The sequence below is a fragment of the Paraburkholderia sp. GW821-FHT02A12 genome, from assembly GCF_059422005.1.
The window spans coordinates 3,294,380-3,316,930 of record NZ_JBWKWA010000001.1 but is presented as its reverse complement, the minus strand read 5'-3'; the positions used below and the strand labels follow the sequence as shown (position 1 = coordinate 3,316,930).

At 62.1% G+C, this 22,551-nt stretch carries 20 protein-coding genes and 1 tRNA gene; 18 read left to right on the top strand and 3 right to left on the bottom strand.

Annotated features, from left to right (window positions below):
- The first annotated feature begins 96 nt into the window (after nt 1-96).
- The 3 genes from AC07WT_RS15060 to AC07WT_RS15050 all read left to right on the top strand — a co-directional run bounded on the left by AC07WT_RS15060 (nt 97) and on the right by AC07WT_RS15050 (nt 3,580).
- Entirely contained in the window at nt 97-735 is a 639-nt protein-coding gene (locus AC07WT_RS15060) for a phosphatidylserine decarboxylase (RefSeq protein ID WP_492595068.1), read from the top strand.
- Between the two features lie 23 nt (nt 736-758).
- Nucleotides 759-1,628, top strand: a complete 870-nt coding sequence (gene pssA, locus AC07WT_RS15055; RefSeq protein WP_494947605.1) for a CDP-diacylglycerol--serine O-phosphatidyltransferase — start codon at nt 759-761, stop codon at nt 1,626-1,628.
- A 404-nt stretch (nt 1,629-2,032) separates the two neighbouring features.
- Nucleotides 2,033-3,580 carry a 2-isopropylmalate synthase gene (locus AC07WT_RS15050; RefSeq protein WP_494947604.1) on the top strand — a complete coding sequence of 516 codons (1,548 nt, stop codon included), beginning with the start codon at nt 2,033-2,035 and terminating at the stop codon, nt 3,578-3,580.
- A 123-nt stretch (nt 3,581-3,703) separates the two neighbouring features.
- On the opposite strand, the gene AC07WT_RS15045 is transcribed toward AC07WT_RS15050, so the two are convergent.
- The 3 genes from AC07WT_RS15045 to AC07WT_RS15035 form a co-directional block, all read right to left on the bottom strand.
- Nucleotides 3,704-5,293: a SulP family inorganic anion transporter gene (locus tag AC07WT_RS15045; protein ID WP_494947603.1), complete on the bottom strand. Its 1,590-nt coding sequence runs from the start codon at nt 5,291-5,293 to the stop codon at nt 3,704-3,706.
- A gap of 87 nt (nt 5,294-5,380) precedes the next feature.
- A complete protein-coding gene (locus AC07WT_RS15040; RefSeq protein ID WP_494947602.1) occupies nt 5,381-6,016 on the bottom strand; it encodes a carbonic anhydrase in 636 nt (211 codons plus the stop codon).
- Nucleotides 6,017-6,244: 228 nt separating this feature from the next.
- Complete coding sequence (locus AC07WT_RS15035) at nt 6,245-6,796, bottom strand: hypothetical protein (RefSeq protein ID WP_494947601.1); 552 nt, start codon at nt 6,794-6,796, stop codon at nt 6,245-6,247.
- 151 nt (nt 6,797-6,947) lie between these two features.
- Between AC07WT_RS15035 and AC07WT_RS15030 the strand changes: the two genes are divergently transcribed.
- The 15 genes from AC07WT_RS15030 to nuoH all read left to right on the top strand — a co-directional run bounded on the left by AC07WT_RS15030 (nt 6,948) and on the right by nuoH (nt 22,538).
- On the top strand, nt 6,948-8,366 hold the full coding sequence (locus AC07WT_RS15030; protein WP_494947600.1) for a branched-chain amino acid ABC transporter substrate-binding protein: 1,419 nt from the start codon (nt 6,948-6,950) through the stop codon (nt 8,364-8,366).
- 193 nt (nt 8,367-8,559) lie between these two features.
- The gene (gene rpsO / locus AC07WT_RS15025; RefSeq protein WP_073429571.1) at nt 8,560-8,832 is read left to right on the top strand and encodes a 30S ribosomal protein S15; all 273 of its coding nucleotides are present in this window, start codon (nt 8,560-8,562) and stop codon (nt 8,830-8,832) included.
- A 326-nt stretch (nt 8,833-9,158) separates the two neighbouring features.
- Nucleotides 9,159-11,306, top strand: coding sequence for a polyribonucleotide nucleotidyltransferase (pnp, locus tag AC07WT_RS15020; protein ID WP_494947599.1), 2,148 nt, complete (start codon nt 9,159-9,161; stop codon nt 11,304-11,306).
- A 217-nt stretch (nt 11,307-11,523) separates the two neighbouring features.
- A complete protein-coding gene (locus AC07WT_RS15015; RefSeq protein ID WP_492595076.1) occupies nt 11,524-12,540 on the top strand; it encodes an NAD(P)H-quinone oxidoreductase in 1,017 nt (338 codons plus the stop codon).
- Between the two features lie 147 nt (nt 12,541-12,687).
- Entirely contained in the window at nt 12,688-13,467 is a 780-nt protein-coding gene (tpiA, locus tag AC07WT_RS15010) for a triose-phosphate isomerase (protein WP_494947598.1), read from the top strand.
- Nucleotides 13,468-13,549: 82 nt separating this feature from the next.
- Nucleotides 13,550-13,927, top strand: a complete 378-nt coding sequence (gene secG / locus AC07WT_RS15005; protein WP_115102477.1) for a preprotein translocase subunit SecG — start codon at nt 13,550-13,552, stop codon at nt 13,925-13,927.
- Nucleotides 13,928-14,041: 114 nt separating this feature from the next.
- A tRNA-Leu gene (locus AC07WT_RS15000) sits at nt 14,042-14,126 on the top strand.
- Nucleotides 14,127-14,285: 159 nt separating this feature from the next.
- Complete coding sequence (locus AC07WT_RS14995; protein ID WP_025496704.1) at nt 14,286-14,645, top strand: NADH-quinone oxidoreductase subunit A; 360 nt, start codon at nt 14,286-14,288, stop codon at nt 14,643-14,645.
- A 62-nt stretch (nt 14,646-14,707) separates the two neighbouring features.
- Nucleotides 14,708-15,187, top strand: coding sequence for a NuoB/complex I 20 kDa subunit family protein (locus AC07WT_RS14990; RefSeq protein ID WP_006052903.1), 480 nt, complete (start codon nt 14,708-14,710; stop codon nt 15,185-15,187).
- 21 nt (nt 15,188-15,208) lie between these two features.
- Nucleotides 15,209-15,811 (top strand): NADH-quinone oxidoreductase subunit C, encoded by a 603-nt coding sequence (locus tag AC07WT_RS14985; protein WP_492595078.1) that lies wholly within the window; start codon nt 15,209-15,211, stop codon nt 15,809-15,811.
- Nucleotides 15,812-15,820: 9 nt separating this feature from the next.
- Nucleotides 15,821-17,074: an NADH-quinone oxidoreductase subunit D gene (locus AC07WT_RS14980; RefSeq protein ID WP_492595079.1), complete on the top strand. Its 1,254-nt coding sequence runs from the start codon at nt 15,821-15,823 to the stop codon at nt 17,072-17,074.
- Nucleotides 17,075-17,205: 131 nt separating this feature from the next.
- The gene (gene nuoE, locus AC07WT_RS14975; protein WP_006052900.1) at nt 17,206-17,691 is read left to right on the top strand and encodes an NADH-quinone oxidoreductase subunit NuoE; all 486 of its coding nucleotides are present in this window, start codon (nt 17,206-17,208) and stop codon (nt 17,689-17,691) included.
- Entirely contained in the window at nt 17,688-19,016 is a 1,329-nt protein-coding gene (gene nuoF / locus AC07WT_RS14970; RefSeq protein ID WP_492595080.1) for an NADH-quinone oxidoreductase subunit NuoF, read from the top strand. The genes nuoE and nuoF overlap by 4 nt, the downstream gene beginning before the upstream one ends.
- Before the next feature lie 123 nt (nt 19,017-19,139).
- Nucleotides 19,140-21,473, top strand: coding sequence for an NADH-quinone oxidoreductase subunit NuoG (nuoG, locus tag AC07WT_RS14965; RefSeq protein ID WP_494947597.1), 2,334 nt, complete (start codon nt 19,140-19,142; stop codon nt 21,471-21,473).
- Nucleotides 21,474-22,538: an NADH-quinone oxidoreductase subunit NuoH gene (gene nuoH, locus AC07WT_RS14960; RefSeq protein WP_494947596.1), complete on the top strand. Its 1,065-nt coding sequence runs from the start codon at nt 21,474-21,476 to the stop codon at nt 22,536-22,538.
- Nucleotides 22,539-22,551 lie beyond the last annotated feature (13 nt).

Here is a 22,551-nt window from a genome sequence, read left to right as displayed (position 1 = left end):
GCCGCGCAGGCGGACAGGTCAAAAAGCCGTCCAAGGGTGCTGAACCCTGGGCGGCTTTTGCTATCCTACGGTTTTACAAAAATACAGAAGCCATCCATGAATTACCCTCATCCGATCATCGCGCGAGAAGGCTGGCCGTTCATCGCCATCGCGGCCGTCGTAGCATTACTGGTCCATGCCTTCGCGGGGTTCGGCTTTGCATGGCTGTTCTGGCTGATCCTGATCTTCGTGGTGCAGTTCTTCCGCGATCCGGCACGCCCGATTCCGACTCAGGCGAACGCCGTGCTATGCCCGGCCGACGGCCGCATCGTCGCAGTCGAAACAGCGCATGATCCGTATGCCAACCGTGAAGCGCTGAAGATCAGCGTGTTCATGAACGTCTTCAACGTCCACTCGCAACGCTCGCCGGTGGATGGTGCGATCTCCAAGGTCGAATATTTCCCGGGCGCGTATCTGAACGCAGCGGTGGACAAGGCTTCGCTCGAAAACGAGCGCAACGCGGTGGTGATCGAAATGGCCGGCGGCCAGACGGTGACCTCGGTGCAGATCGCCGGTCTGATCGCGCGGCGAATTCTTTGCTACGTTCGGGCAGGTGAGCCGCTCACGCGTGGTCAACGTTATGGATTCATCCGGTTTGGCTCGCGCGTCGACGTGTATCTGCCGGCGGGCAGCCGTCCGCGCGTGTCGATCGGCGAGAAGGTTTCCGCGTCGTCCACGATCCTCGCTGAACTATAAAGCGGCACAAAGGAGGTTTTCCGATGGCCGCATTCAAACCGCGTCGACCCCGCAACAATGGACCGCTGCCGCGTCCGTTTCGCCGCAACAAGCCGATCGTGGCGGAGCCGTCCGCAGTCGACAGCCGGCGCGCGCAGCGTCAGCAATTCCTGAGAAAGCGCGGCATTTATCTGCTGCCGAACGCGTTCACCACCGCGGCGCTCTTCTGCGGCTTCTTCGCCGTGGTGCAGGCAATGAACGTGCGCTTCGAAGTCGCGGCCATCGCGATCTTCGTCGCCATGGTGCTCGACGGCATGGACGGCCGCGTCGCCCGCATGACGCATACGCAGAGCGCCTTCGGCGAACAGTTCGACAGCCTGTCGGACATGGTGTCGTTCGGCGTGGCGCCGGCGCTCGTGATGTACGAGTGGGTCCTGAAGGATCTCGGCCGCTGGGGCTGGCTCGCGGCGTTCGTCTACTGTTCGGGCGCGGCGTTGCGTCTTGCGCGCTTCAATACGAACATCGGCGTGGTCGACAAGCGCTTCTTCCAGGGCATGCCGAGTCCGGCAGCGGCGGCGCTGATCGCCGGTTTCGTGTGGCTCGCCACCGACAACCGCGTGCCGCTCAAGCTGGTGTGGCTGCCGTGGGTTGCTTTCGTGCTGACCATCTACGCCGGTGTGACGATGGTGTCGAACGCGCCGTTTTACAGCGGCAAGGCGCTCGACGTGCGCCATCGCGTGCCGTTCGGCGTGATTCTGCTGGTGGTGGTCGCGTTTGTGCTGGTGTCGTCCGATCCGCCGCTGATGCTGTTCGGCCTGTTTGTGCTGTATGGCCTGTCGGGCTATGTGTTCTGGGGCTATCAGGCGATGCGCGGCAGGGCGAATCCGGCCCGCTCGGTGCAACGGGACAGGTAGGCGCGGCGAGTAAGCGTGAAAAGTAAGCGTGAAAAGTAAGTCTGGCAAGTTAGCGCCGCATCACATTCGCGTGCCGGCGGGATGAAAAAACGGCGGCCCCCGAGGCTGCCGTTTTTCCTGGTGCGAGCGGCGCCCGAGGCCGCCCGGAGGCAGGTGTGACGCCAATTGCACGACGGGGGGAATGCCGCTATAGTCGTTGGATGAATGCGTTCACGCTCTCCGACAAGTATCAACAAGCGCTTCAACGTGCGCCGCTAGGCGCGCCAGAGCTAGCGCGTCTACCGCGCTGATCGTTTTCGCCCTCCGTCTGCCTCGTCTGTGGTTGAGCGTCGCCAGCGGTGGCGCAAACACCCGAATTCCAATATCCGATCCCCACAATTGACCGACTCCTCAGGAGACCCGACATGGCCGACAAACTGATCATATTCGACACGACCTTGCGTGACGGCGAACAATCGCCCGGCGCGTCGATGACGAAAGAAGAAAAAATCCGCATCGCGAAGCAGCTGGAGCGGATGAAGGTGGACGTGATCGAAGCAGGCTTTGCGGCCAGCTCGAACGGTGACTTCGATTCGATCCACACCATCGCGGGGCTGATCAAAGACAGCACGATCTGTTCGCTCGCCCGCGCCAACGACAAAGACATCCAGCGCGCCGCTGACGCGCTCAAGCCTGCCGATCGTTTCCGCATCCACACGTTCATCGCAACGTCGCCGCTGCACATGGAAAAGAAGCTGCGCATGACGCCGGATCAGGTATTCGAGCAGGCGAAGCTGGCTGTGCGTTTTGCGCGCAAGTTCACTGACGACGTCGAGTTTTCGCCGGAAGACGGCAGCCGCTCGGATATGGATTTCCTGTGCCGCGTGCTGGAAGCCGTGATCGCGGAAGGCGCGACCACCATCAATATCGCGGACACGGTCGGTTACGGCGTGCCGGAACTGTACGGCCAGCTCGTGAAGACGTTGCGCGAGCGCATTCCGAACTCGCATAAGGCGGTGTTCTCCGTGCATTGCCATAACGACCTCGGCATGGCGGTGGCGAACTCGCTGGCCGGCGTGAAGATCGGCGGCGCGCGTCAGGTCGAGTGCACGATCAATGGTCTCGGCGAGCGTGCGGGCAACACGTCGCTCGAAGAAATCGTGATGGCCGTGAAGACTCGTAGGGATTACTTCGGCCTCGATATCGGTCTCGATACGACGCAGATCGTGCCGGCATCGAAGCTGGTGTCGCAGATCACCGGTTTTGTCGTGCAGCCGAACAAGGCGGTGGTCGGCGCGAACGCGTTTGCGCACGCCTCGGGCATCCATCAGGACGGCGTGCTGAAAGCGCGCGACACCTACGAAATCATGCGTGCCGAAGATGTGGGCTGGAGCGCGAACAAAATCGTGCTCGGCAAGCTGTCGGGGCGTAACGCATTCAAGCAGCGCCTGCAGGAACTGGGCATCGCGCTCGATAGCGAAGCCGAGCTGAACACTGCATTCGCGCGCTTCAAGGAACTGGCCGACCGCAAGGCTGAAATCTTCGACGAAGACATCATCGCGATCGTGACCGAGGAATCGGCCGAGGCGCAGGAAAAGGAGCACTACAAGTTCCTGTCGTTGTCGCAGCATTCGGAAACCGGCGAGCAGCCGCACGCGAAGGTCGTGTTCTCGGTGGAAGGCAAGGAAGTGACCGGCGAAGCGGACGGCAACGGTCCGGTCGATGCCACGCTCAATGCGATCGAAACGGAAGTCGGCAGCGGCTCGGAATTGCTGCTGTATTCGGTGAACGCGATTACTACCGGCACGCAGGCGCAGGGCGAAGTGACCGTGCGTCTGTCGAAGAGCGGGCGCATCGTCAACGGCGTGGGCACCGATCCGGACATCGTCGCGGCTTCCGCGAAGGCCTATATCTCGGCGCTCAACAAGCTGTATTCGAACGTGGACAAGTTGAATCCGCAACGTTCGGAATGAGGAGGAAGCAGGGCGCTGATTGCGTTCCTGCTAACCCGTGATGATCGAAGCCCTGTGCCTTGAAAAGCACGGGGCTTCGTTTTGTGCGTCGCGTGTTTGATGCGGCGCGTGCGTGTGCTACCGCTACTCCGCAGCAGTGCGCCGCATCGACCAGCCGCGCGCGGCGCGTGTCTGCGCCTGGACCTGATGCCGCACTTCGACGGCGATCTCACGGCGCGGCGCATCGGCGACAAACGCGTCGAGCAGCTCACGCACATCGTGATCGACGAAATCGGCGCGCGTCGCGTCGACGATCAAAGTCGCGCCGTCGGGAATCTGCTGCAGATAGTGCTTCAGCGGCACCTTGCCGAGAAACGACACATCTTTGCGAAACGACAGCAGATAGTGATCGCCGTGCTGCGCGAGCACGATCGGGCTGCGCAGGTTCGCGTACAGCGCAAGCAGCACGCTGCACAGAATGCCGAGCAGGATGCCGATCAGCAGATCGGTGGCGAGCACGCCGACCAGCGTGACGATGAACGGCGCAAACGGCGCGAAGCCCTGCCTGGCGACAGCGACGAACAACGACGGCTTGGCCAGTTTGAGACCGGTGAAGATCAGGATCGCCGCGAGGCAGGCCAGCGGAATCAGGTTGATGACGCTGGTGAGCGCAAACATACTGGCGAGCAGCAAAACACCGTGGATGATCGCCGACAGCCGGCTCTGCGCGCCAGCATGCACATTGGCGGAACTGCGCACGATCACCGAGCTGATCGGCAGGCCGCCGATCGCGCCGGCGATCAGATTGCCGATGCCTTGCGCCTTCAACTCGCGGTCCGGCGCCGCCGGGCGGCGTTGCGGATCGATCTGCTCGACCGCTTCGAGGCTGAGCAGCGTTTCCAGACTCGCGACGATCGCGAGCGTCATGGCCACGCGCCAGATGTCGGGATTCACGAGCTGCGTGAAGTGCGGCCCGAAGTCGGCCCATTCCATCGCGACGCTCAACGCGGCGAACGATTCGAGCGGCGGCAGCGCGACGCGATGCTCGGCGGCCGGCGCGAGAGACGGCGCGAGCAAGCCGAGCAGCAGGGTCGCGCCGATGCCGAGCAAAACCACCGCGAGCGGCGCCGGTACGAGGCGCACCAGCGCGAAGCGGCGCAGCGCGCGAGTTTCCCAGCCGGCCAGAATCGCCAGCGACAGCAGCGTGATTGCGCACGCGGCGAGCGAGATCGAGCCGATCGGCGTCGTTACCGTGCCGGCCGCATGGGCGGCGGCTTGTGACGCTGATGACGCCGACGACGCGTGCGGGCCGAGCAGCCCGAGCGCAAGCGGGAATTGCTTGACGATCAGCAGCACGCCGATCGCCGCCAGCATGCCTTTGATGACCGGCGACGGCACATAGGCGGCGAACCGGCCGGCCTTCAGCATGCCGAAGCCGAACTGGATCACGCCCGACAGCAAAACGGCCAGCAGGAAAGCGGCAAAGCTGCCGAGCTGCGCGATCCCGTCGACGACGATCACGACGAGGCCCGCCGCCGGGCCGCTCACGCTCAACCGCGAACCGCTCAGCACGGCCACCACCAGGCCGCCGACGATGCCGGACACCAGCCCGGCGAACGGCTCGACGCCCGATGCATTGGCGATGCCCAGACATAGCGGCAGCGCCACGAGAAAAACGACTGTGCCCGCAAACAGATCGCGCTGAAACGTGGAGAAAAAAGCTCGAAGATTCATGGTGTCGACGCCGGTGAATGAGTGTGTCTTGCGTGCAAGGAAAGCCGGCAACGCGAAATCGAAGTGCGTGGGTTCCGGCGTGGTGCGCTATGCGGCGCTGTGGGCGATCGCCGTGCAAGCCGTCGCGTCGTCGGCTTCATAGCCGGACGTGAGTACCTTGATGCGCCCATCCTCGAGAGCGAAGATCCAGCCGTGGACGAGCGGCGGGGACTCGGCTTCCTGCACGATCGGACTCGCACGTAACTGGCGAACCTGTTCGAGCACGTTCAGTTGGGCGAGGCGATCGATGCGCGCGCGTTCGGAAGCGTGCCCTTCAAGTTCGCCGCGATGGGTTTGCGCCAACGCGCATAAAGGCGCGATCCGCCGGTTGACGTGCGGCAGCCGCGGTTCCGGCGGTAACAGTGCGGCGCGCACGCCGCCACAGCCATAGTGTCCGCAGACGATCACATGACCGACCTTCAAAACCCGCACCGCGTATTCGAGGACGCTTGCGGAGTTGTCGTCGTCGGGATGAAAGAGGTTGGCGATATTGCGGTGAACGAACAGATCGCCGGGCTCGCAATGCGTGATGGTTTCGGCGGGCACGCGGCTGTCCGAGCAGCCGATCCACAGCACCTGTGGATTCTGGCCCCGCACCAGATCGCGGAAAAAATCGGGGTTGCGCGCAGCGGTTTCATGCGCCCATGCAACGTTGGCGACCAGCAGGCGTTTGGGACGGTTCATCGATAGCGGCTCCGGAAGTGAGGCAAATCGGCTGCGACCTGGCGCCAGCGTGCCGGCGGCGCGGCAAACGCAAGGTCGAACGCCGGATTTGTTCTTACGAAAGCCTTTCTATCAAAAAATTAAACCGGTGTGTGAGAAATAAAATTCGCCGTTATGCGTGATAAATAAAAAAAAGCCGCCTGAAACGGCGGCTTGGTAGATCCATGCATCCTGAGTAGGAACGGATGCTCAGAACAGGTTGCGGCGATCCGGATCGTGCAGCGGATCGGGGGTTTTCTGCGTGAGCCGCACGATGCCCTGGTCGTCGAAATAAAAGCTGTACATCATGTACCAGACGTTGTCTTCCAGATAACGATAGGTCCAGACCTCACGCTTCATGAGCGGGAAGTACGAGGTTTCGACGGGACGGCCGAAATTGACGAGTACGTCGCTCTTGGTCCACTTGCCGATTTCCGCGCGGTAGAACTCGTTGGGCTGGAGCACCTGGCGTACGTTGACGATCTTGCCGGCGGCGTCGACGTCGGCGGCGGTGGTGGTTTCGCCCATCGGCTGCGTTGGCCACATGAGGCGTTTGCCGCCTTTCGGCAAATCGTAGATTTCGCGTGGCGCGCCGAGCCGTGCGACGATGGTCGACTCGTCCGCGCCTTGCTGAAATTGCTGCCACGGCTGCACGCAGCCGGCTAGCGTCAACGCGCTCAGGCAGACGAGCGCGGCACGGTGCAGGCGGGTGGCGGCGGGCACGCCGGTCGACTCCGCCCTGGAATGGTGGCCGTTGAACATGAATTCCTCCGATGGCGTTTGAATAGCGGTTTTTATCATCGAGACGCATTATTTTGACACGCGCTGCGGCAAAAGATTTGCGCTTCATGCGAGGCTCCGCCGCAGGCATGGAACGAGCTGGCCGGCTTGCTTATTCCGTCGCGAACGCCCTATGATCCGCGCTTCGAACGATTCAGGCGGGGCAAGGACGATGGCGAAGTGGCAACGGGCGGCGGCTGGGGCGCTGGTGGTGGTTTCAATGGCTGCGGCAGTCCATGCAGCGGGCGCGACAACGGCTGGCGCGGCGAGTGGGGCGGCGAGCGGGGCGGCAAACGGGGTTGCTAACGGAGCAGCGAACAAAGTAGCAAACGGAGCAGCAGGCGCGGCGACCACCAGGCCGGCTGGTGCGCCGATCCAGCTCGCGCTGATCGAAGGCATGTCCGGCCCGTTCGCGAATGCGGGCGCGGCGGTGGAGCGCAATCTGCGGTTCGGCGTGGAGCAGGTGAATGCGCATGGCGGCGTCAAGCTTGCCGATGGCTCACATCCGCTCGAACTGGTCGTGCTGGACAGCAAGGGCAGCACCGAAGAAGCGCTGGTGCAACTGCGCGCGGCGGCCGACCGGCACATCGGCTACATCCTGCAAGGCAACAGCTCGGCGGTCGCGGCCGCGCTGATCGGCGCGATCGACAAGCAGAACAGCCGCGAGCCGGAGAACCGCGAGTTGTTCCTCAACTATTCCGCCGACGATCCCGCGCTGACCAACGCCAATTGCAGCTTCTGGCATTTCCGCTTCGACGCGCACGCGGGCATGCGCATGGACGCGCTCGCCGACGTGATCCAACGCGACAAAGCGGTGAAGAAGGTCTATCTGCTGAACCAGGACTACAGCTTTGGTCACGATGTCAGCAGCCTCGCGCGCTCGGCGCTGGTTGCGAAGCGTCCCGATATTGCCGTTGTCGGCGACGAATTTCACCCGATCGGCCGCGTAAAGGATTTCGCGCCGTACATCGCGAAGATCCGCGCGAGCGGGGCGGATGCGGTCATCACCGGCAACTGGGGCAACGACCTGACGCTGCTAGTCAAGGCGGCGCGCGAGCAGGGTCTCGATACGAAGTTCTACACGTTCTACGGCAATAGTCTCGGTGCGCCAGCGGCGTTGGGCGACGCCGGCGTCAAGCACGTGGTCGCGGTGGCCGACTGGCACCCGAACGCAGGCGGCGTGGCTTCCGACGCCTGGTACGCAGCGTTTCGCGCCCGTTTCCCCGCCGCGCAGGACGATTATCCGGTGCTGCGCATGTCGCTGATGATCGAAACCCTCACCGAGGCGATGGGCCGCGCTGGCAGCGCTAACCCGGCGGCCGTCGCGAAGGCGTTGGAGGGGATCAGGTTCGACAACGGCTTCCATGCCTCGTGGATGCGCGCCGACGACCATCAGCTGATCCAGCCCCTTTACGTAATGGAGATGGACAGGGCTGGTTCGCCGGGCGTGCATTTCGATAACGAAGGCTCTGGGTACGGCTTTCGCACGGTGCTGGCGTTGCCGCCCGAGCGTACCGTGCCGCCGACCGTCTGCCGGATGAAGCGGCCATGAATCGACCATGAATCGACCATGAATCGACCATGAATCGACCATGAGCCGGCCAAAGCGCCACTGAACCGGCCCGGCACAGCAGGGTTCGCGGCTGGTTTGGGCTGTGCTACAATACGCGTCCCGTTGTAATACGGGTAACCCACGGCACGGCCTTTCTTCCGTGACCGCCTGTCTAGTTCTCAAGGAAATCGACATGTCCGCAGTTGAAACAAGCAAGAAGTCCGAAGTCGTTGCGCAATTCGCACGCGCAGCCAACGACACCGGCTCCCCCGAAGTTCAGGTCGCGCTGCTGACGACCCGCATCAACGAACTGACCGTTCACTTCAAGGCGCACGCGAAAGATCACCACAGCCGCCGCGGTCTGCTGCGCATGGTGAGCCGCCGTCGTAAGCTGCTCGACTACCTGAAGGGTAAGGACGCGGATCGTTACCGCGCACTGATCGAGAAGCTGGGTCTGCGTAAGTAATCGGCCAGTCGTTCAGCAAGATGCCTGTGTCAGTTCCGCTGATACAGGCATTTTGTTTTTGAACGGTGTGCTTCATGTGATGCGCACCGTCTGTTGTCCGCGCTAACGTGCCCGCGCATGTGGCGCGGAGCAGAAAAAGCAGTAAAAAAGCAGTAAAAAAGAGAAACACGGCCGGGTTGCAGGGCAGGGCTTTGTGTCATTCCAGCGGTTCGCGCGCGTAGAGCGTGGTTCTCTGGAATGGCATAACACTACTCTTCCCATGTGGCGCCGGTTCTGGCGTTGCCGCGCCGCTTCTGGTTCGCGCGGCATTACGATGAGGAAAAGCAATGACTATGTTCAATAAAGTCGTCAAAGAGTTTCAGTGGGGACAACATAAGGTTCGCCTCGAAACGGGCGAAATCGCTCGCCAGGCGAGCGGCGCAGTGATCGTCGACGTCGAAGACACCGTTGTGCTGGCTACCGTGGTCGGCGCCAAGACGGCCAAGCCGGGCCAGGACTTCTTCCCGCTGACCGTCGACTACCTCGAAAAGACCTATGCCGCCGGCAAGATTCCGGGTGGCTTCTTCCGCCGCGAAGGCCGTCCGTCGGAAGGCGAAACGCTGATTTCGCGCCTGATCGACCGCCCGCTGCGCCCGCTGTTCCCGGAAGGCTTCTACAACGAAGTCCAGGTCGTGATCCACGTCCTGTCGCTGAACCCCGAAATTCCCGCTGACATCCCCGCGCTGATCGGCGCGTCGGCGGCGCTCGCCGTGTCCGGTCTGCCGTTCAACGGCCCGGTCGGCGCGGCACGCGTGGCCTACATCAACAACGAATACGTGCTGAACCCGACGCGTCCGCAAATGAAGGACTCGGCGCTCGACCTGGTCGTCGCCGGTACGGAACGCGCGGTGCTGATGGTGGAATCGGAAGCGCAGCAACTGAGCGAAGAAGTGATGCTCGGCGCCGTGGTGTTCGGTCACGAGCAAATGCAGATCGCGATCGACGCGATCCATGATCTGGTCCGCGAAGGCGGCAAGCCGGAATGGGACTGGCAACCGGCGGCGAAGAACGAGCCGCTGATCGCACGCGTGACAGAACTGGCGCAAGCCGATTTGCTCGCCGCTTACCAGATTCGCGACAAGCAGGCGCGTTCGGCCAAGCTGAAGGAAGTCTACGCAGCCGCGTCGGCGAAGCTGGAAGAAGAAGCCGCGGCAGGTGGCGCGGTGGCAGCCGACAAGGCGACCGTCGGCAACGTGCTGTTCGACATCGAAGCGAAGATCGTCCGTACGCAGATCCTGAACGGCGAGCCGCGTATCGACGGCCGCGACACGCGCACCGTGCGCCCGATCGAAATCCGTACCGGCGTGCTGCCGCGTACGCACGGCTCGGCGCTGTTCACGCGTGGCGAAACGCAGGCGCTGGTTGTCGCGACGCTGGGCACCAAGGGTGACGAGCAGAACATCGACGCGCTCGAAGGCGAATACCGCGAGCGCTTCATGCTCCACTACAACATGCCTCCGTTCGCGACCGGCGAGACGGGCCGCGTCGGTTCGCCGAAGCGCCGTGAAATCGGCCACGGCCGTCTGGCCAAGCGCGCGCTGGTCGCGTGCCTGCCGAGCGCCGACGAATTCGGCTACTCGATCCGCGTCGTCTCGGAAATCACCGAATCGAACGGTTCGTCGTCGATGGCTTCGGTGTGCGGCGGCTGCCTCGCACTGATGGACGCCGGCGTGCCGATGAAGGCGCACGTCGCCGGCATCGCGATGGGCCTGATCCTCGAAGGCAACAAGTTTGCGGTGCTGACCGACATTCTCGGCGACGAAGACCACCTCGGCGACATGGACTTCAAGGTGGCGGGTACCGAGCAAGGCGTGACCGCGCTGCAAATGGACATCAAGATTCAGGGCATCACCAAGGAAATCATGCAGGTCGCCCTCGCGCAAGCGAAGGAAGGCCGTATGCACATCCTCGGCAAGATGACCTCGGCGGTGTCCGGCGCGAACACGCAACTGTCGGAGTTCGCACCGCGCATGATCACCATCAAGATCAACCCGGAAAAGATCCGCGACGTGATCGGCAAGGGTGGTTCGGTGATTCGCGCGCTGACCGAAGAAACCGGTACGACGATCGATATTTCGGACGACGGCGTCGTCACCATCGCGAGCACGAGCAGCGAAGGGATGGCCGAAGCGAAGAAGCGTATCGAGAACATCACGCTGGAAGTCGAAGTGGGCCAGGTGTACGAAGGTACCGTGCTCAAGCTGCTCGATTTCGGCGCGATCGTGAACATCCTGCCGGGCAAGGACGGTCTGCTGCACATCTCCGAAATCGCCAACGAGCGTATCAAGGACATCAACGACTACCTGAAGGATGGCCAGCAAGTGAAGGTCAAGGTCATCCAGACGGACGAAAAGGGTCGCGTGCGTTTGTCGGCCAAGGCGTTGCTGAACGACGCCGCGTCGGGCGCGCCGCAAGGCGAACCGACGCCGCAGTAATGCGGTAGAAGGCGACGGCCGGCAGCGTGAATGCGCGCCGGCCGTTTTTCATGCAGGGTGCAGGGTGGATTGCACTGCGGGCGGGTGAACGCGGGTAGAAGCGGGTACTCTGTTTGCATGGAGCGCTTCGTGGGCTGTTCAGACGATTCGTGTCCCCCAAGGGGACTTCCTTCGGGGTGCCGGTACGCAACGCAATCCAATCTTGGAGTTGACGCAGATGAAAGCGATCGAAATCACTGAATTCGGTGCGCCGGAAGTCCTGAAGCTGGCGGAGCGGCCGATGCCGCAGCCGAAAGCCGGCGAGGTGCTGATCAAGGTGGCGGCTTCGGGCGTCAACCGTCCGGACGTGTTCCAGCGCAAGGGTGGCTATGCGCCGCCGCCGGGCGCGTCGGATTTGCCGGGGCTCGAAGTGGCCGGCGAGATTGTCGGCGGCACGATCGACGAAAAGAACAACCCGTTCGGTCTGAAAAGTGGCGATCGCGTGTGCGCGCTGCTGGCGGGCGGCGGCTACGCGGAATATGCGGCGGCGCCGCTGCTGCAGTGCTTGCCCGTGCCGGCGGGTCTGTCTGATGTGGAAGCGGCTTCGCTGCCGGAGACGTTTTTCACGGTGTGGAGCAACGTCTTCGACCGTGCACAACTTGGCGCGGGCGAAGGTGCGCCGAATGAGACGCTGCTGGTGCAGGGCGGTTCGAGCGGCATCGGTGTCGCGGCGATCCAGATTGCGCACGCACTCGGTTTTCGCGTGCTCGCCACCGCGGGTTCGGACGAAAAGTGTCACGCGTGCGAAGCGCTCGGCGCGGAGCGCGCGATCAACTACAAGACTGAAGATTTCGTCGAAGTCATCAAGTCGATGACGAACGATCGCGGCGTCGACGTGATTCTCGACATGGTGGCCGGCAACTACGTGCCGCGTGAGCTGTCGGCGCTGGCCGACGGCGGGCGCATCGTCGTAATCGCGTTGCTCGGCGGTGCGAAGGCGGAAGTGAATCTGAACGAAGTGCTGCGCCGTCGTCTGACGGTAACTGGCTCGACGTTGCGTCCGCGGCCGATCGAATTCAAGGCGAAGATTGCCGCGCAGCTGAAAGAGCGCGTGTGGCCGCTTCTCGAAGAAGGCCGCATCAAGCCGGTGGTGCACCGCGTGTTTCCGGCGGCGCAGGCTGCCGAAGCGCATGCGCTGATGGAAAGCAGTACGCACGTCGGCAAGATCGTATTGACTTGGGGTCAGGACGCTTGACGCGGCCGGTTTGACCCGATCCACCCCACGCAGTAAAATTGCGCGTTTTGCGCACGCCGCATGAATCCGCAAGGCGGGCCGTCAGCACAATCAAGGCGCGAGGCATGGCGCCAAGCGAAGTCCGCCGCCACGACACAAAACGAGACGATGTCGAAACAACGAGCCAAACTGGTAGTTGGTAACTGGAAGATGCACGGGCGCCTCGCCGATAACGCCACGCTGTTGCAGGCGGTAGCGCAGGGCGCCGGCGAATTGCCGGCCGACGTGCGTATCGGCGTCTGTGTGCCGTGTCCGTATCTTGCACAGACGCAATCGTTGCTGGAAGGCAGCCGGGTCGTGTGGGGCGTGCAGGACCTGTCCGCGTTCACGCACGGTGCCTATACCGGCGAAGTGGCTGCGCAGATGGTCGTGGATTTCGGCGCGTCGCTGGCCATCGTCGGACATTCGGAGCGCCGCGCCTACCATCGCGAAAGCGCGGAACTGGTGGCGGTGAAGACTCAGCGTGCACTGGAAGCGGCCTTGACGCCGATCGTTTGCGTCGGCGAAACGCTCGAAGAGCGCGAGGCCGGTTCGACCGAGCAGGTGGTCGGCGCGCAACTGGATGAAGTGCTGGCGAAATTGTCGACGCAAGAGGCGGCGCGTATCGTTGTTGCGTATGAGCCTGTGTGGGCGATCGGCACCGGCAAGAGCGCGACGTCGGAGCAGGCGCAGGCCGTTCACGCATTTCTGCGTTCGCGTCTTGCGGCAAAGGGCGCGGCTGTTGCGGATGTGCCGCTGTTGTATGGCGGCAGCGTGAAGCCGGAGAACGCGGAAGAATTGTTCTGTCAGCCGGATATCGACGGCGGCCTGATCGGCGGCGCGTCGTTGAAAGACCAGGATTTCCTGGCGATCTGCAAAGCGGCAGGCGCGGCAAGCGTCGCCGGTTAAGCAGGGCGCCTCGGCGAGGATGACCCCATCCCGCGCGGCACACCTCGTGTGGCGCGGTTAAATAAAGACTCAGGTGAGTGTGATGCTGTATTTGAAAACATTGATTATCGTCGTTCAGCTGTTGTCGGCGCTCGGGGTCATCGGCCTCGTCTTGCTGCAGCACGGCAAGGGCGCCGATATGGGCGCTGCTTTTGGTAGCGGCGCGTCGGGCAGCCTGTTCGGAGCGACGGGTTCGGCGAACTTTCTGTCGCGTACAACAGCGGTTCTCGCGGCGGTGTTTTTCGTCACTACGTTGACACTTACGTATCTCGGTGCGTATCGTGCGAAACCCTCCGCAGGCTTGCTGGGCGCGGCGGTGACTGCACCGGTCGCGGCTTCCGCTGCATCCGCGCCGGCAGGTGCTTCGGCTGCATTGCCGGCGTCGGCTGCATCCGTCCCGGGCCAGGACGTACCGAAATAAATTTTTCGTTCAAAGTGCTTTTTGTGCGTTGAACAAACTGTTTGAACAAGTTACAATTCAAGTCTTGAAGCGATTCGCGGGTTTTATAAGTTGTTTTCCCGGATTGCATGCAGTGCCGACGTGGTGAAATTGGTAGACACGCTATCTTGAGGGGGTAGTGGCGTAAGCTGTGCGAGTTCGAGTCTCGCCGTCGGCACCAATGTTATCGAATGCCAGCCGCTTGCTTCGCTCCGGCTGGCATTTTCACTTCTGGTTCGCTGCTTGCGTTGGGCCTGCCACGTTGAGCATCCCGAAGTGATTTCGCGTCAGAGGTGCTATGCTCCTGACGGCACTCAGAACCAACCGATTGAGGATAGTCTTGAACCTCGCAGCCTATTTCCCCGTCTTGTTGTTCCTCATTGTGGGCACCGGTTTAGGCGTAGCACTGGTCAGTATCGGCAAGATCCTCGGTCCCAACAAGCCCGATACCGAGAAAAACGCACCGTACGAGTGCGGCTTCGAAGCATTCGAAGATGCGCGCATGAAGTTCGATGTGCGCTACTACCTCGTCGCCATTCTCTTCATCATTTTCGATCTTGAAACCGCGTTCCTGTTCCCGTGGGGTGTAGCCCTGCGCGACATCGGCTGGACGGGATTCATGGCGATGATGATTTTCCTGCTCGAATTCCTGCTGGGCTTCGCCTATATCTGGAAAAAGGGCGGCCTCGACTGGGAATGATGGATTAATCGCCGGTTTGCGTGGGTGGCCTGGCTTGCCACCCCGTCTGGAGTGGAAAGCAAATGAGTATCGAAGGGGTCTTGAAGGAAGGGTTTGTCACCACCACGGCTGACAAGCTGATCAACTGGACGCGCACTGGCTCCTTGTGGCCGATGACGTTCGGTCTTGCGTGTTGTGCGGTCGAGATGATGCATGCGGGTGCTGCCCGTTATGACCTCGACCGTTTTGGCGTGGTGTTTCGTCCCAGTCCGCGTCAGTCGGACGTGATGATCGTCGCCGGCACGCTGTGCAACAAGATGGCGCCTGCTCTGCGCAAGGTCTACGACCAGATGGCAGAGCCGCGCTGGGTGATCTCGATGGGCTCGTGCGCGAACGGCGGCGGCTACTACCACTACTCCTATTCGGTAGTGCGCGGCTGCGACCGGATCGTGCCGGTCGACGTCTACGTGCCGGGTTGCCCGCCTACGGCGGAAGCGCTGGTGTACGGCGTGATCCAGCTGCAGGCCAAGATCCGCCGCACCAACACCATCGCCCGTCAATAAGGCCAACGCCTCCCCCACAATATGGCAAGCAAACTCGAGACCCTGAAAGCGAACCTCGAGGCGGCCTTTGGCGGCCTCCTGCTGAGCACTACCGAGGCAATCGGTGAGTTGACGATCGTCGTGAAGGCTGGCGACTACCTCAACGTGGCAACGCGTCTGCGCGACGACCGCTCGTTCGGCTTCGAGCAGTTGATCGATCTGTGCGGCGTCGACTACCAAACCTACGCCGACGGCGCATACGACGGCCCGCGTTTCGCGGCCGTGCTGCATCTGTTGTCGGTGCAGAACAACTGGCGTCTGCGTGTGCGCGTGTTCGCACCGGACGACGAAGTGCCGATCCTCCCGTCTGTCGTCGAAATCTGGAATTCGGCCAACTGGTACGAGCGCGAAGCGTTCGACCTGTACGGTATCGTTTTCGAAGGTCACCCGGACCTGCGCCGCATCCTGACCGACTACGGTTTCATCGGTCACCCGTTCCGTAAAGATTTCCCTGTCTCCGGCTACGTCGAAATGCGTTACGACCCGGAAGAGAAGCGCGTCGTCTATCAGCCTGTGACGATCGAGCCGCGGGAAATCACGCCGCGCGTGATCCGCGAGGATCACTATGGCGGTCTGAAACACTAAGAGAACGCCATGGCAGAGATCAAGAACTACACGCTCAACTTCGGCCCGCAGCACCCGGCAGCGCACGGCGTGCTGCGCCTCGTGCTGGAACTCGACGGCGAAGTCATTCAGCGCGCCGATCCGCATATCGGCCTGCTGCATCGTGCGACTGAAAAGCTCGCGGAAACCAAAACGTTTATCCAGTCCGTGCCGTACATGGACCGTCTCGACTACGTGTCGATGATGGTCAACGAGCACGGCTATGTGATGGCGATCGAAAAGCTGCTCGGCATCGACGTGCCGGTGCGCGCGCAATACATCCGCGTCATGTTCGACGAAATCACGCGCGTGCTGAACCACCTGATGTGGATCGGCGCGCACGCGCTCGACGTCGGCGCGATGGCGGTGTTTCTGTATGCGTTCCGCGAACGCGAAGACCTGATGGACGTGTACGAAGCGGTGTCCGGCGCACGGCTGCACGCGGCGTATTACCGTCCGGGCGGCGTGTATCGCGATCTGCCGGATGCCATGCCGCAATACAAGGCATCGAAGATTCGCAACGCGAAGGCGTTGTCGAAGATGAACGAGAACCGCCAGGGTTCGCTGCTCGACTTCATCGACGATTTCTTCACGCGTTTCCCGAAGTGTGTGGACGAGTACGAAACGCTGCTCACCGACAACCGCATCTGGAAGCAACGTCTGGTCGGCATCGGCGTGGTCAGCCCGGAACGCGCGCTGCAACTTGGCATGACCGGCGCGATGCTGCGCGGCTCGGGTATCGAGTGGGATCTGCGCAAGAAGCAGCCGTACGAAGTCTATGACAAGCTCGATTTCGACATTCCGGTCGGCGTAAATGGCGATTGTTATGACCGGTATCTGGTTCGTGTCGAAGAAATGCGCCAATCCACGCGGATTGTGAAACAGTGCATTGATTGGCTGCGTAAGAATTCCGGCCCTGTGATGATCGACAATCACAAGATTGCGCCGCCGTCGCGCGTCGGCATGAAGTCGAACATGGAAGAGCTGATTCACCACTTCAAGCTCTTCACGGAAGGCTTCCACGTGCCTGAAGGCGAAGCCTACGCGGCCGTCGAACATCCGAAGGGCGAGTTCGGTATCTACCTGATCTCGGACGGCGCGAACAAGCCGTATCGTCTGAAGATCCGCGCACCGGGCTATGCGCACTTGTCCGCTCTCGATGAAATGGCGCGCGGTCACATGATCGCCGACGCTGTGACGATCATCGGCACGCAGGACATCGTGTTCGGCGAAGTGGATCGCTAGGACGTATTCATCGGCGCGCGTCTTCAGATTGCACCGAAGCGCGCGTCAAGCAAAGGAACGCCGGGTCTGTCGCAGCATCGTGTGAGCGGCAGGTTTTCGTTCGGTAGGAATTGAAAGAGTCGTGTCTGAAAATGATCTCAGCTGAAGGCCTGAAAGAAATCGATCGTGCGATCGCGAAGTATCCCGCCGATCAGAAACAGTCCGCCGTGATGTCGGCGTTGGCCACTGCTCAGGAAGAGCATGGCTGGCTGTCGCCCGAACTCATGCAGTTCGTCGCGGACTATCTCGGCATGCCGGCAGTCGCCGTGCAGGAGGTCGCAACCTTCTACACGATGTACGAGACCTCGCCGGTCGGCAAGCACAAGATCACGCTCTGCACGAACCTGCCGTGCCAGCTCGGCCCGGACGGCGGTTCCGACAGCGCTGCTGAATATCTGAAGCAGAAGCTCGGCATCGACTTCGGCGAAACCACGGCGGACGGCAAGTTCACCCTGAAAGAAGGTGAGTGCATGGGTTCGTGCGGCGACGCGCCGGTGATGCTGGTGAACAACCATCGCATGTGCAGCTTCATGAGCCGCGAGAAGATCGACCAGCTGCTCGAGGAACTTTCGAAATGACGTCTTTACACGATCGTCACATCAAACCGCTGATTCTCGCCGGCCTGAACGGCGACAACTGGCATCTCGAAGACTATGTGGCGCGCGGCGGTTACGCCCAGCTGCGCCGCATTCTGGAAGAAAAGATTCCGCCCGAGCAGGTGATCGCCGACGTCAAGGCGTCGGGTCTGCGCGGCCGTGGCGGTGCAGGCTTCCCGACCGGCCTGAAGTGGAGCTTCATGCCGCGTCAGTTTCCGGGGCAGAAATATCTCGTCTGCAATTCGGACGAAGGCGAACCGGGCACGTTCAAGGATCGCGATATCCTTCGCTTCAATCCGCACTCGCTGATCGAAGGCATGGCGATCGGCGCGTACGCGATGGGCATCACGGTCGGCTACAACTATATCCACGGCGAAATCTGGGAAGTCTACAAACGCTTTGAAGAAGCGTTGGACGAAGCCCGCCGCGCCGGGTTCCTCGGCGAGAACATCATGGGTTCGGGCTTCTCGTTCGAACTCCATGCGCACCACGGTTACGGCGCCTATATCTGCGGCGAAGAAACCGCGCTGCTCGAGTCGCTCGAGGGCAAGAAAGGCCAGCCGCGCTTCAAGCCGCCATTCCCGGCGAGTTTCGGCGTGTACGGCAAGCCCACCACGATCAACAACACCGAGACATTCGCGGCGGTGCCGTTCCTGCTCGCAGTCGGTCCGCAGCATTACCTCGAAATCGGCAAGCCGAACAACGGCGGCACGAAGATCTTCTCGGTCTCCGGCGACGTCGAGCGTCCGGGCAACTATGAAATTCCGCTCGGCACGCCATTCGCGACGCTGATGGAACTCGCCGGCGGCATCCGCGGCGGCAAGAAGATCAAGGCCGTGATTCCTGGCGGTTCGTCGGCGCCGGTGATCCCGGGCGACATCATGATGCAGACCGACATGGACTACGACGCGATCGCCAAGGCTGGCTCGATGCTCGGTTCGGGCGCGGTCATCGTGATGGACGAGACGCGCTGCATGGTGCGCTCGCTGCTGCGTCTGTCGTATTTCTATTACGAAGAGTCGTGTGGTCAATGCACGCCGTGTCGCGAAGGCACCGGCTGGCTGTACCGCGTCGTGCATCGTATCGAGCATGGGCTCGGCCGTCCGGAAGATCTGGATCTGCTGAACTCGGTCGCTGAAAACATCATGGGCCGCACAATCTGCGCGCTCGGCGATGCGGCGGCGATGCCGGTACGCGGCATGCTCAAGCACTACTGGGACGAATTCGAATATCACGTTGCCCACAAGCATTGCCTCGTCGGCGGTCATGCCGGTGCGGCAGCGGCGCCGGAAACAGTGGCTGCCTGAGTTGGCTGCTGAGTTGGCTATCCAGCACCAGAAGAACACGTCAACCGCGGGATTCATCGCCTGAAGCGGGCGATGGACAGGGCGAACGATTGAGCGGTAACAGGTTAAGGAAGATTGACCATCATGGTTGAACTTGAAATAGACGGCAAGAAAGTAGAGGTGCCTGAAGGCAGCATGGTGATCCAGGCTGCGCATAAGGTCGACACGTATATTCCTCACTTCTGCTATCACAAGAAGCTGTCGATTGCAGCCAACTGCCGGATGTGTCTGGTCGATGTCGAAAAGATGCCGAAGGCCGTGCCTGCATGTGCCACGCCGGTGTCGGCGGGCATGATCGTGCGCACCAAGTCCGAGAAGGCGGTGAAGGGCCAGCAAGCCGTGATGGAATTCCTGCTGATCAATCACCCGCTGGATTGCCCGATCTGCGACCAGGGCGGCGAGTGTCAGTTGCAGGATCTGGCGGTCGGTTACGGCAAGTCGTCGTCGCGTTATAGCGAAGAAAAGCGCGTCGTGTTCCACAAGAACGTCGGCCCGCTGATCTCGATGGAAGAAATGTCGCGTTGCATTCACTGCACGCGGTGCGTGCGTTTCGGCCAGGAAGTTGCCGGCGTGATGGAACTCGGCATGCTGGGCCGCGGCGAGCATTCGGAAATCACGTCGTTCGTCGGCAAGACGGTCGACTCCGAGCTGTCGGGCAACATGATCGATCTGTGCCCGGTCGGCGCGCTGACCAGCAAGCCGTTCCGCTACAGCGCCCGTACGTGGGAACTGTCGCGCCGCAAGTCGGTGAGCCCGCACGATTCCGTCGGCGCGAACCTCGTGGTGCAAGTGAAGAACAACCGCGTGATGCGCGTTCTGCCGTTCGAAAACGAATCCATCAACGAATGCTGGATTTCGGACAAGGACCGCTTCTCGTATGAAGGCCTGAACAGCCCGGAACGCCTGACCCAGCCGATGCTCAAGCAAGGCGGCAAGTGGGTCGAGACCGATTGGCAAAGCGCGCTCGACTACGTGGTCAAGGGTCTGAAGGGCATCAAGGGCGACCACGGCGCGAACGCGCTGGCCGCACTGGGCAGCGCCCACAGCACTGTCGAAGAACTGTTCCTGTTGAAGCAACTCGCGCAAGCGGTCGGCACGCCTAACGTCGACTTCCGTCTGCGCCAGTCGGATTTCTCGGCACCGGTCAACGGCGCGCCGTGGCTCGGCACGGCGATCGCCGATCTGTCGAACCTCGACGCCGCACTGGTGATCGGTTCGGATCTGCGCCGCGATCATCCGCTGTTCGCCGCGCGTCTGCGTCAAGCTGCAAAGAGCGGCACGAAGCTCACGCTCGTGCAAGCCACCAACGACAACGCCCTGATTCCGCAAGCGCAACGTGTGGTTGCGGCTCCGTCGGCCTGGCTCGACGCACTGGCTGGCATCGCCGGCGCAGTCTCGGAGGCGAACGGCGTTGCATTGCCGGAAGCCTTTGCCGGCGTGCAACCGACAGACGCAAACAAACAGGTCGTGAAGTCGCTTGCCACCGGCGAACGCCGCCTCGTGCTGCTCGGCAACGGTGCGGTCCGTCATCCGGACTTCGCCGCCATTCACGCCGCGGCGCAATGGATTGCTGACGCGACCGGCGCGACGCTGGGTTTCCTCACGGAAGCCGCAAATACCGTCGGCGCGCATCTCGTCAACGCATTGCCAGGCGAAGGCGGTCTGAACGCTCGCGAAGTGTTCGAGCAACCGCGCAAGGGCTATGTGCTGCTGAACGTCGAACCCGAATTCGACACCGCCAATCCGGCGCAGGCTCTGGCCGCGCTGAAGCAGGCTGAAATGGTCGTCGTGCTGTCGCCGTTCCAGACGGGCGCCGAATACGCCGACGTGCTGTTGCCGATCGCACCGTTCACGGAAACGGCCGGCACCTTCGTCAATGCCGAAGGTACCGTGCAGACGTTCAATGGCGTCGTGCGTCCGCTCGGCGATACCCGTCCCGCATGGAAGGTGTTGCGTGTGCTGGGCAGTCTGCTGGGCGTGCCGGGCTTCGAATTCGACACGGCAGAAGAAGTGCGCGCGGCGGCGCTCGGCGACGGCGAACTGAAGTCGCGTCTGTCGAACAAGACGGGCGTCGCGGTTACAGGCGGCCAGGCAGCGAAGGCGGCAGAAGGCAAGTTCGAGCGTATCGCCGACGTGCCGATCTATCACGCGGACGCGCTGGTGCGTCGCGCCGAATCGCTGCATCTGACGGCAGCGGCGCGCGCGGCGAACTCGGTCGGGCTGCCGGCCGCGCTGTTCGACAAACTGGGTTTGAAGGAAGGCGACGCGGTGCGCGTGCGCCAGGGCGAGCAATCGGTGCAGTTGCCGGCCGTGCGCGACGCGAATCTTGCGGAGACGGTCGTCCGCGTATCGGCGGCTACGCCTGCCGGTGCAGCGCTGGGCAGCCTGTTCGGTGAACTGGTGGTGGAGAAGGCGTAAATGAGCTTGTTCGATACGATCAACTCGGGCGGCACCCAGCTTCTCGGTGTGGCATGGCCCGCGGTGTGGGCACTGGTGCGCATCCTGGTGGTGGCCGTCGTGATCCTGCTGTGCGTGGCTTACCTGATTCTCTGGGAGCGTAAGCTGATCGGCTGGATGCACGTGCGTCTCGGCCCGAATCGCGTCGGCCCTGCAGGTTTGCTGCAACCGATCGCCGACGTGCTGAAGCTGTTGCTGAAAGAAGTGATTCAGCCGGCTCAGGCGAGCCGCTGGATCTACCTGATCGCGCCGATCATGGTGGTGGTGCCGGCCTTTGCGGTCTGGGCGGTGATTCCGTTCCAGGCGGGCGCGGTGCTCGGCGACATCAACGCGGGTCTGTTGTACGCGATTGCGATTTCGTCGATCGGTGTGTACGGCGTGATCCTGGCCGGCTGGGCGTCGAACTCGAAGTACGCGTTCCTCGGCGCCATGCGCGCCGCGGCTCAGATGGTCTCGTACGAAATCTCGATGGGCTTCGCGCTGGTCGTCGTGCTGATGACCTCCGGCAGCCTGAATCTGTCGGACATCGTCACTTCGCAAGAACGCGGCATCTTCGCGGGCTACGGCTTGAACTTCCTGTCGTGGAACTGGCTGCCGCTGTTGCCGATGTTCGTCGTGTACTTCATCTCGGGCATCGCCGAAACGAACCGCCACCCGTTCGACGTGGTGGAAGGGGAGTCGGAAATCGTCGCGGGCCACATGATCGATTACTCGGGGATGGCGTTCGCGCTGTTCTTCCTCGCCGAGTACATCAACATGATCGTGATCTCGGCATTGGCTGCAACACTGTTCCTCGGCGGCTGGAGCGCACCGTTCGGCTTCCTGTCGTTTGTCCCGGGCATCGTCTGGCTCGTCGCCAAGGTTTTCTTCCTGTTGTCGGTGTTCATCTGGGCGCGTGCCACATTCCCGCGCTATCGCTACGACCAGATCATGCGTCTGGGCTGGAAGATTTTCATTCCGGTCTGCGTGGTGTGGCTGGTGGTGGTCGGCTTCTGGATCATGTCGCCGTTGAATATCTGGAAATAAAGGGCGGATGAAC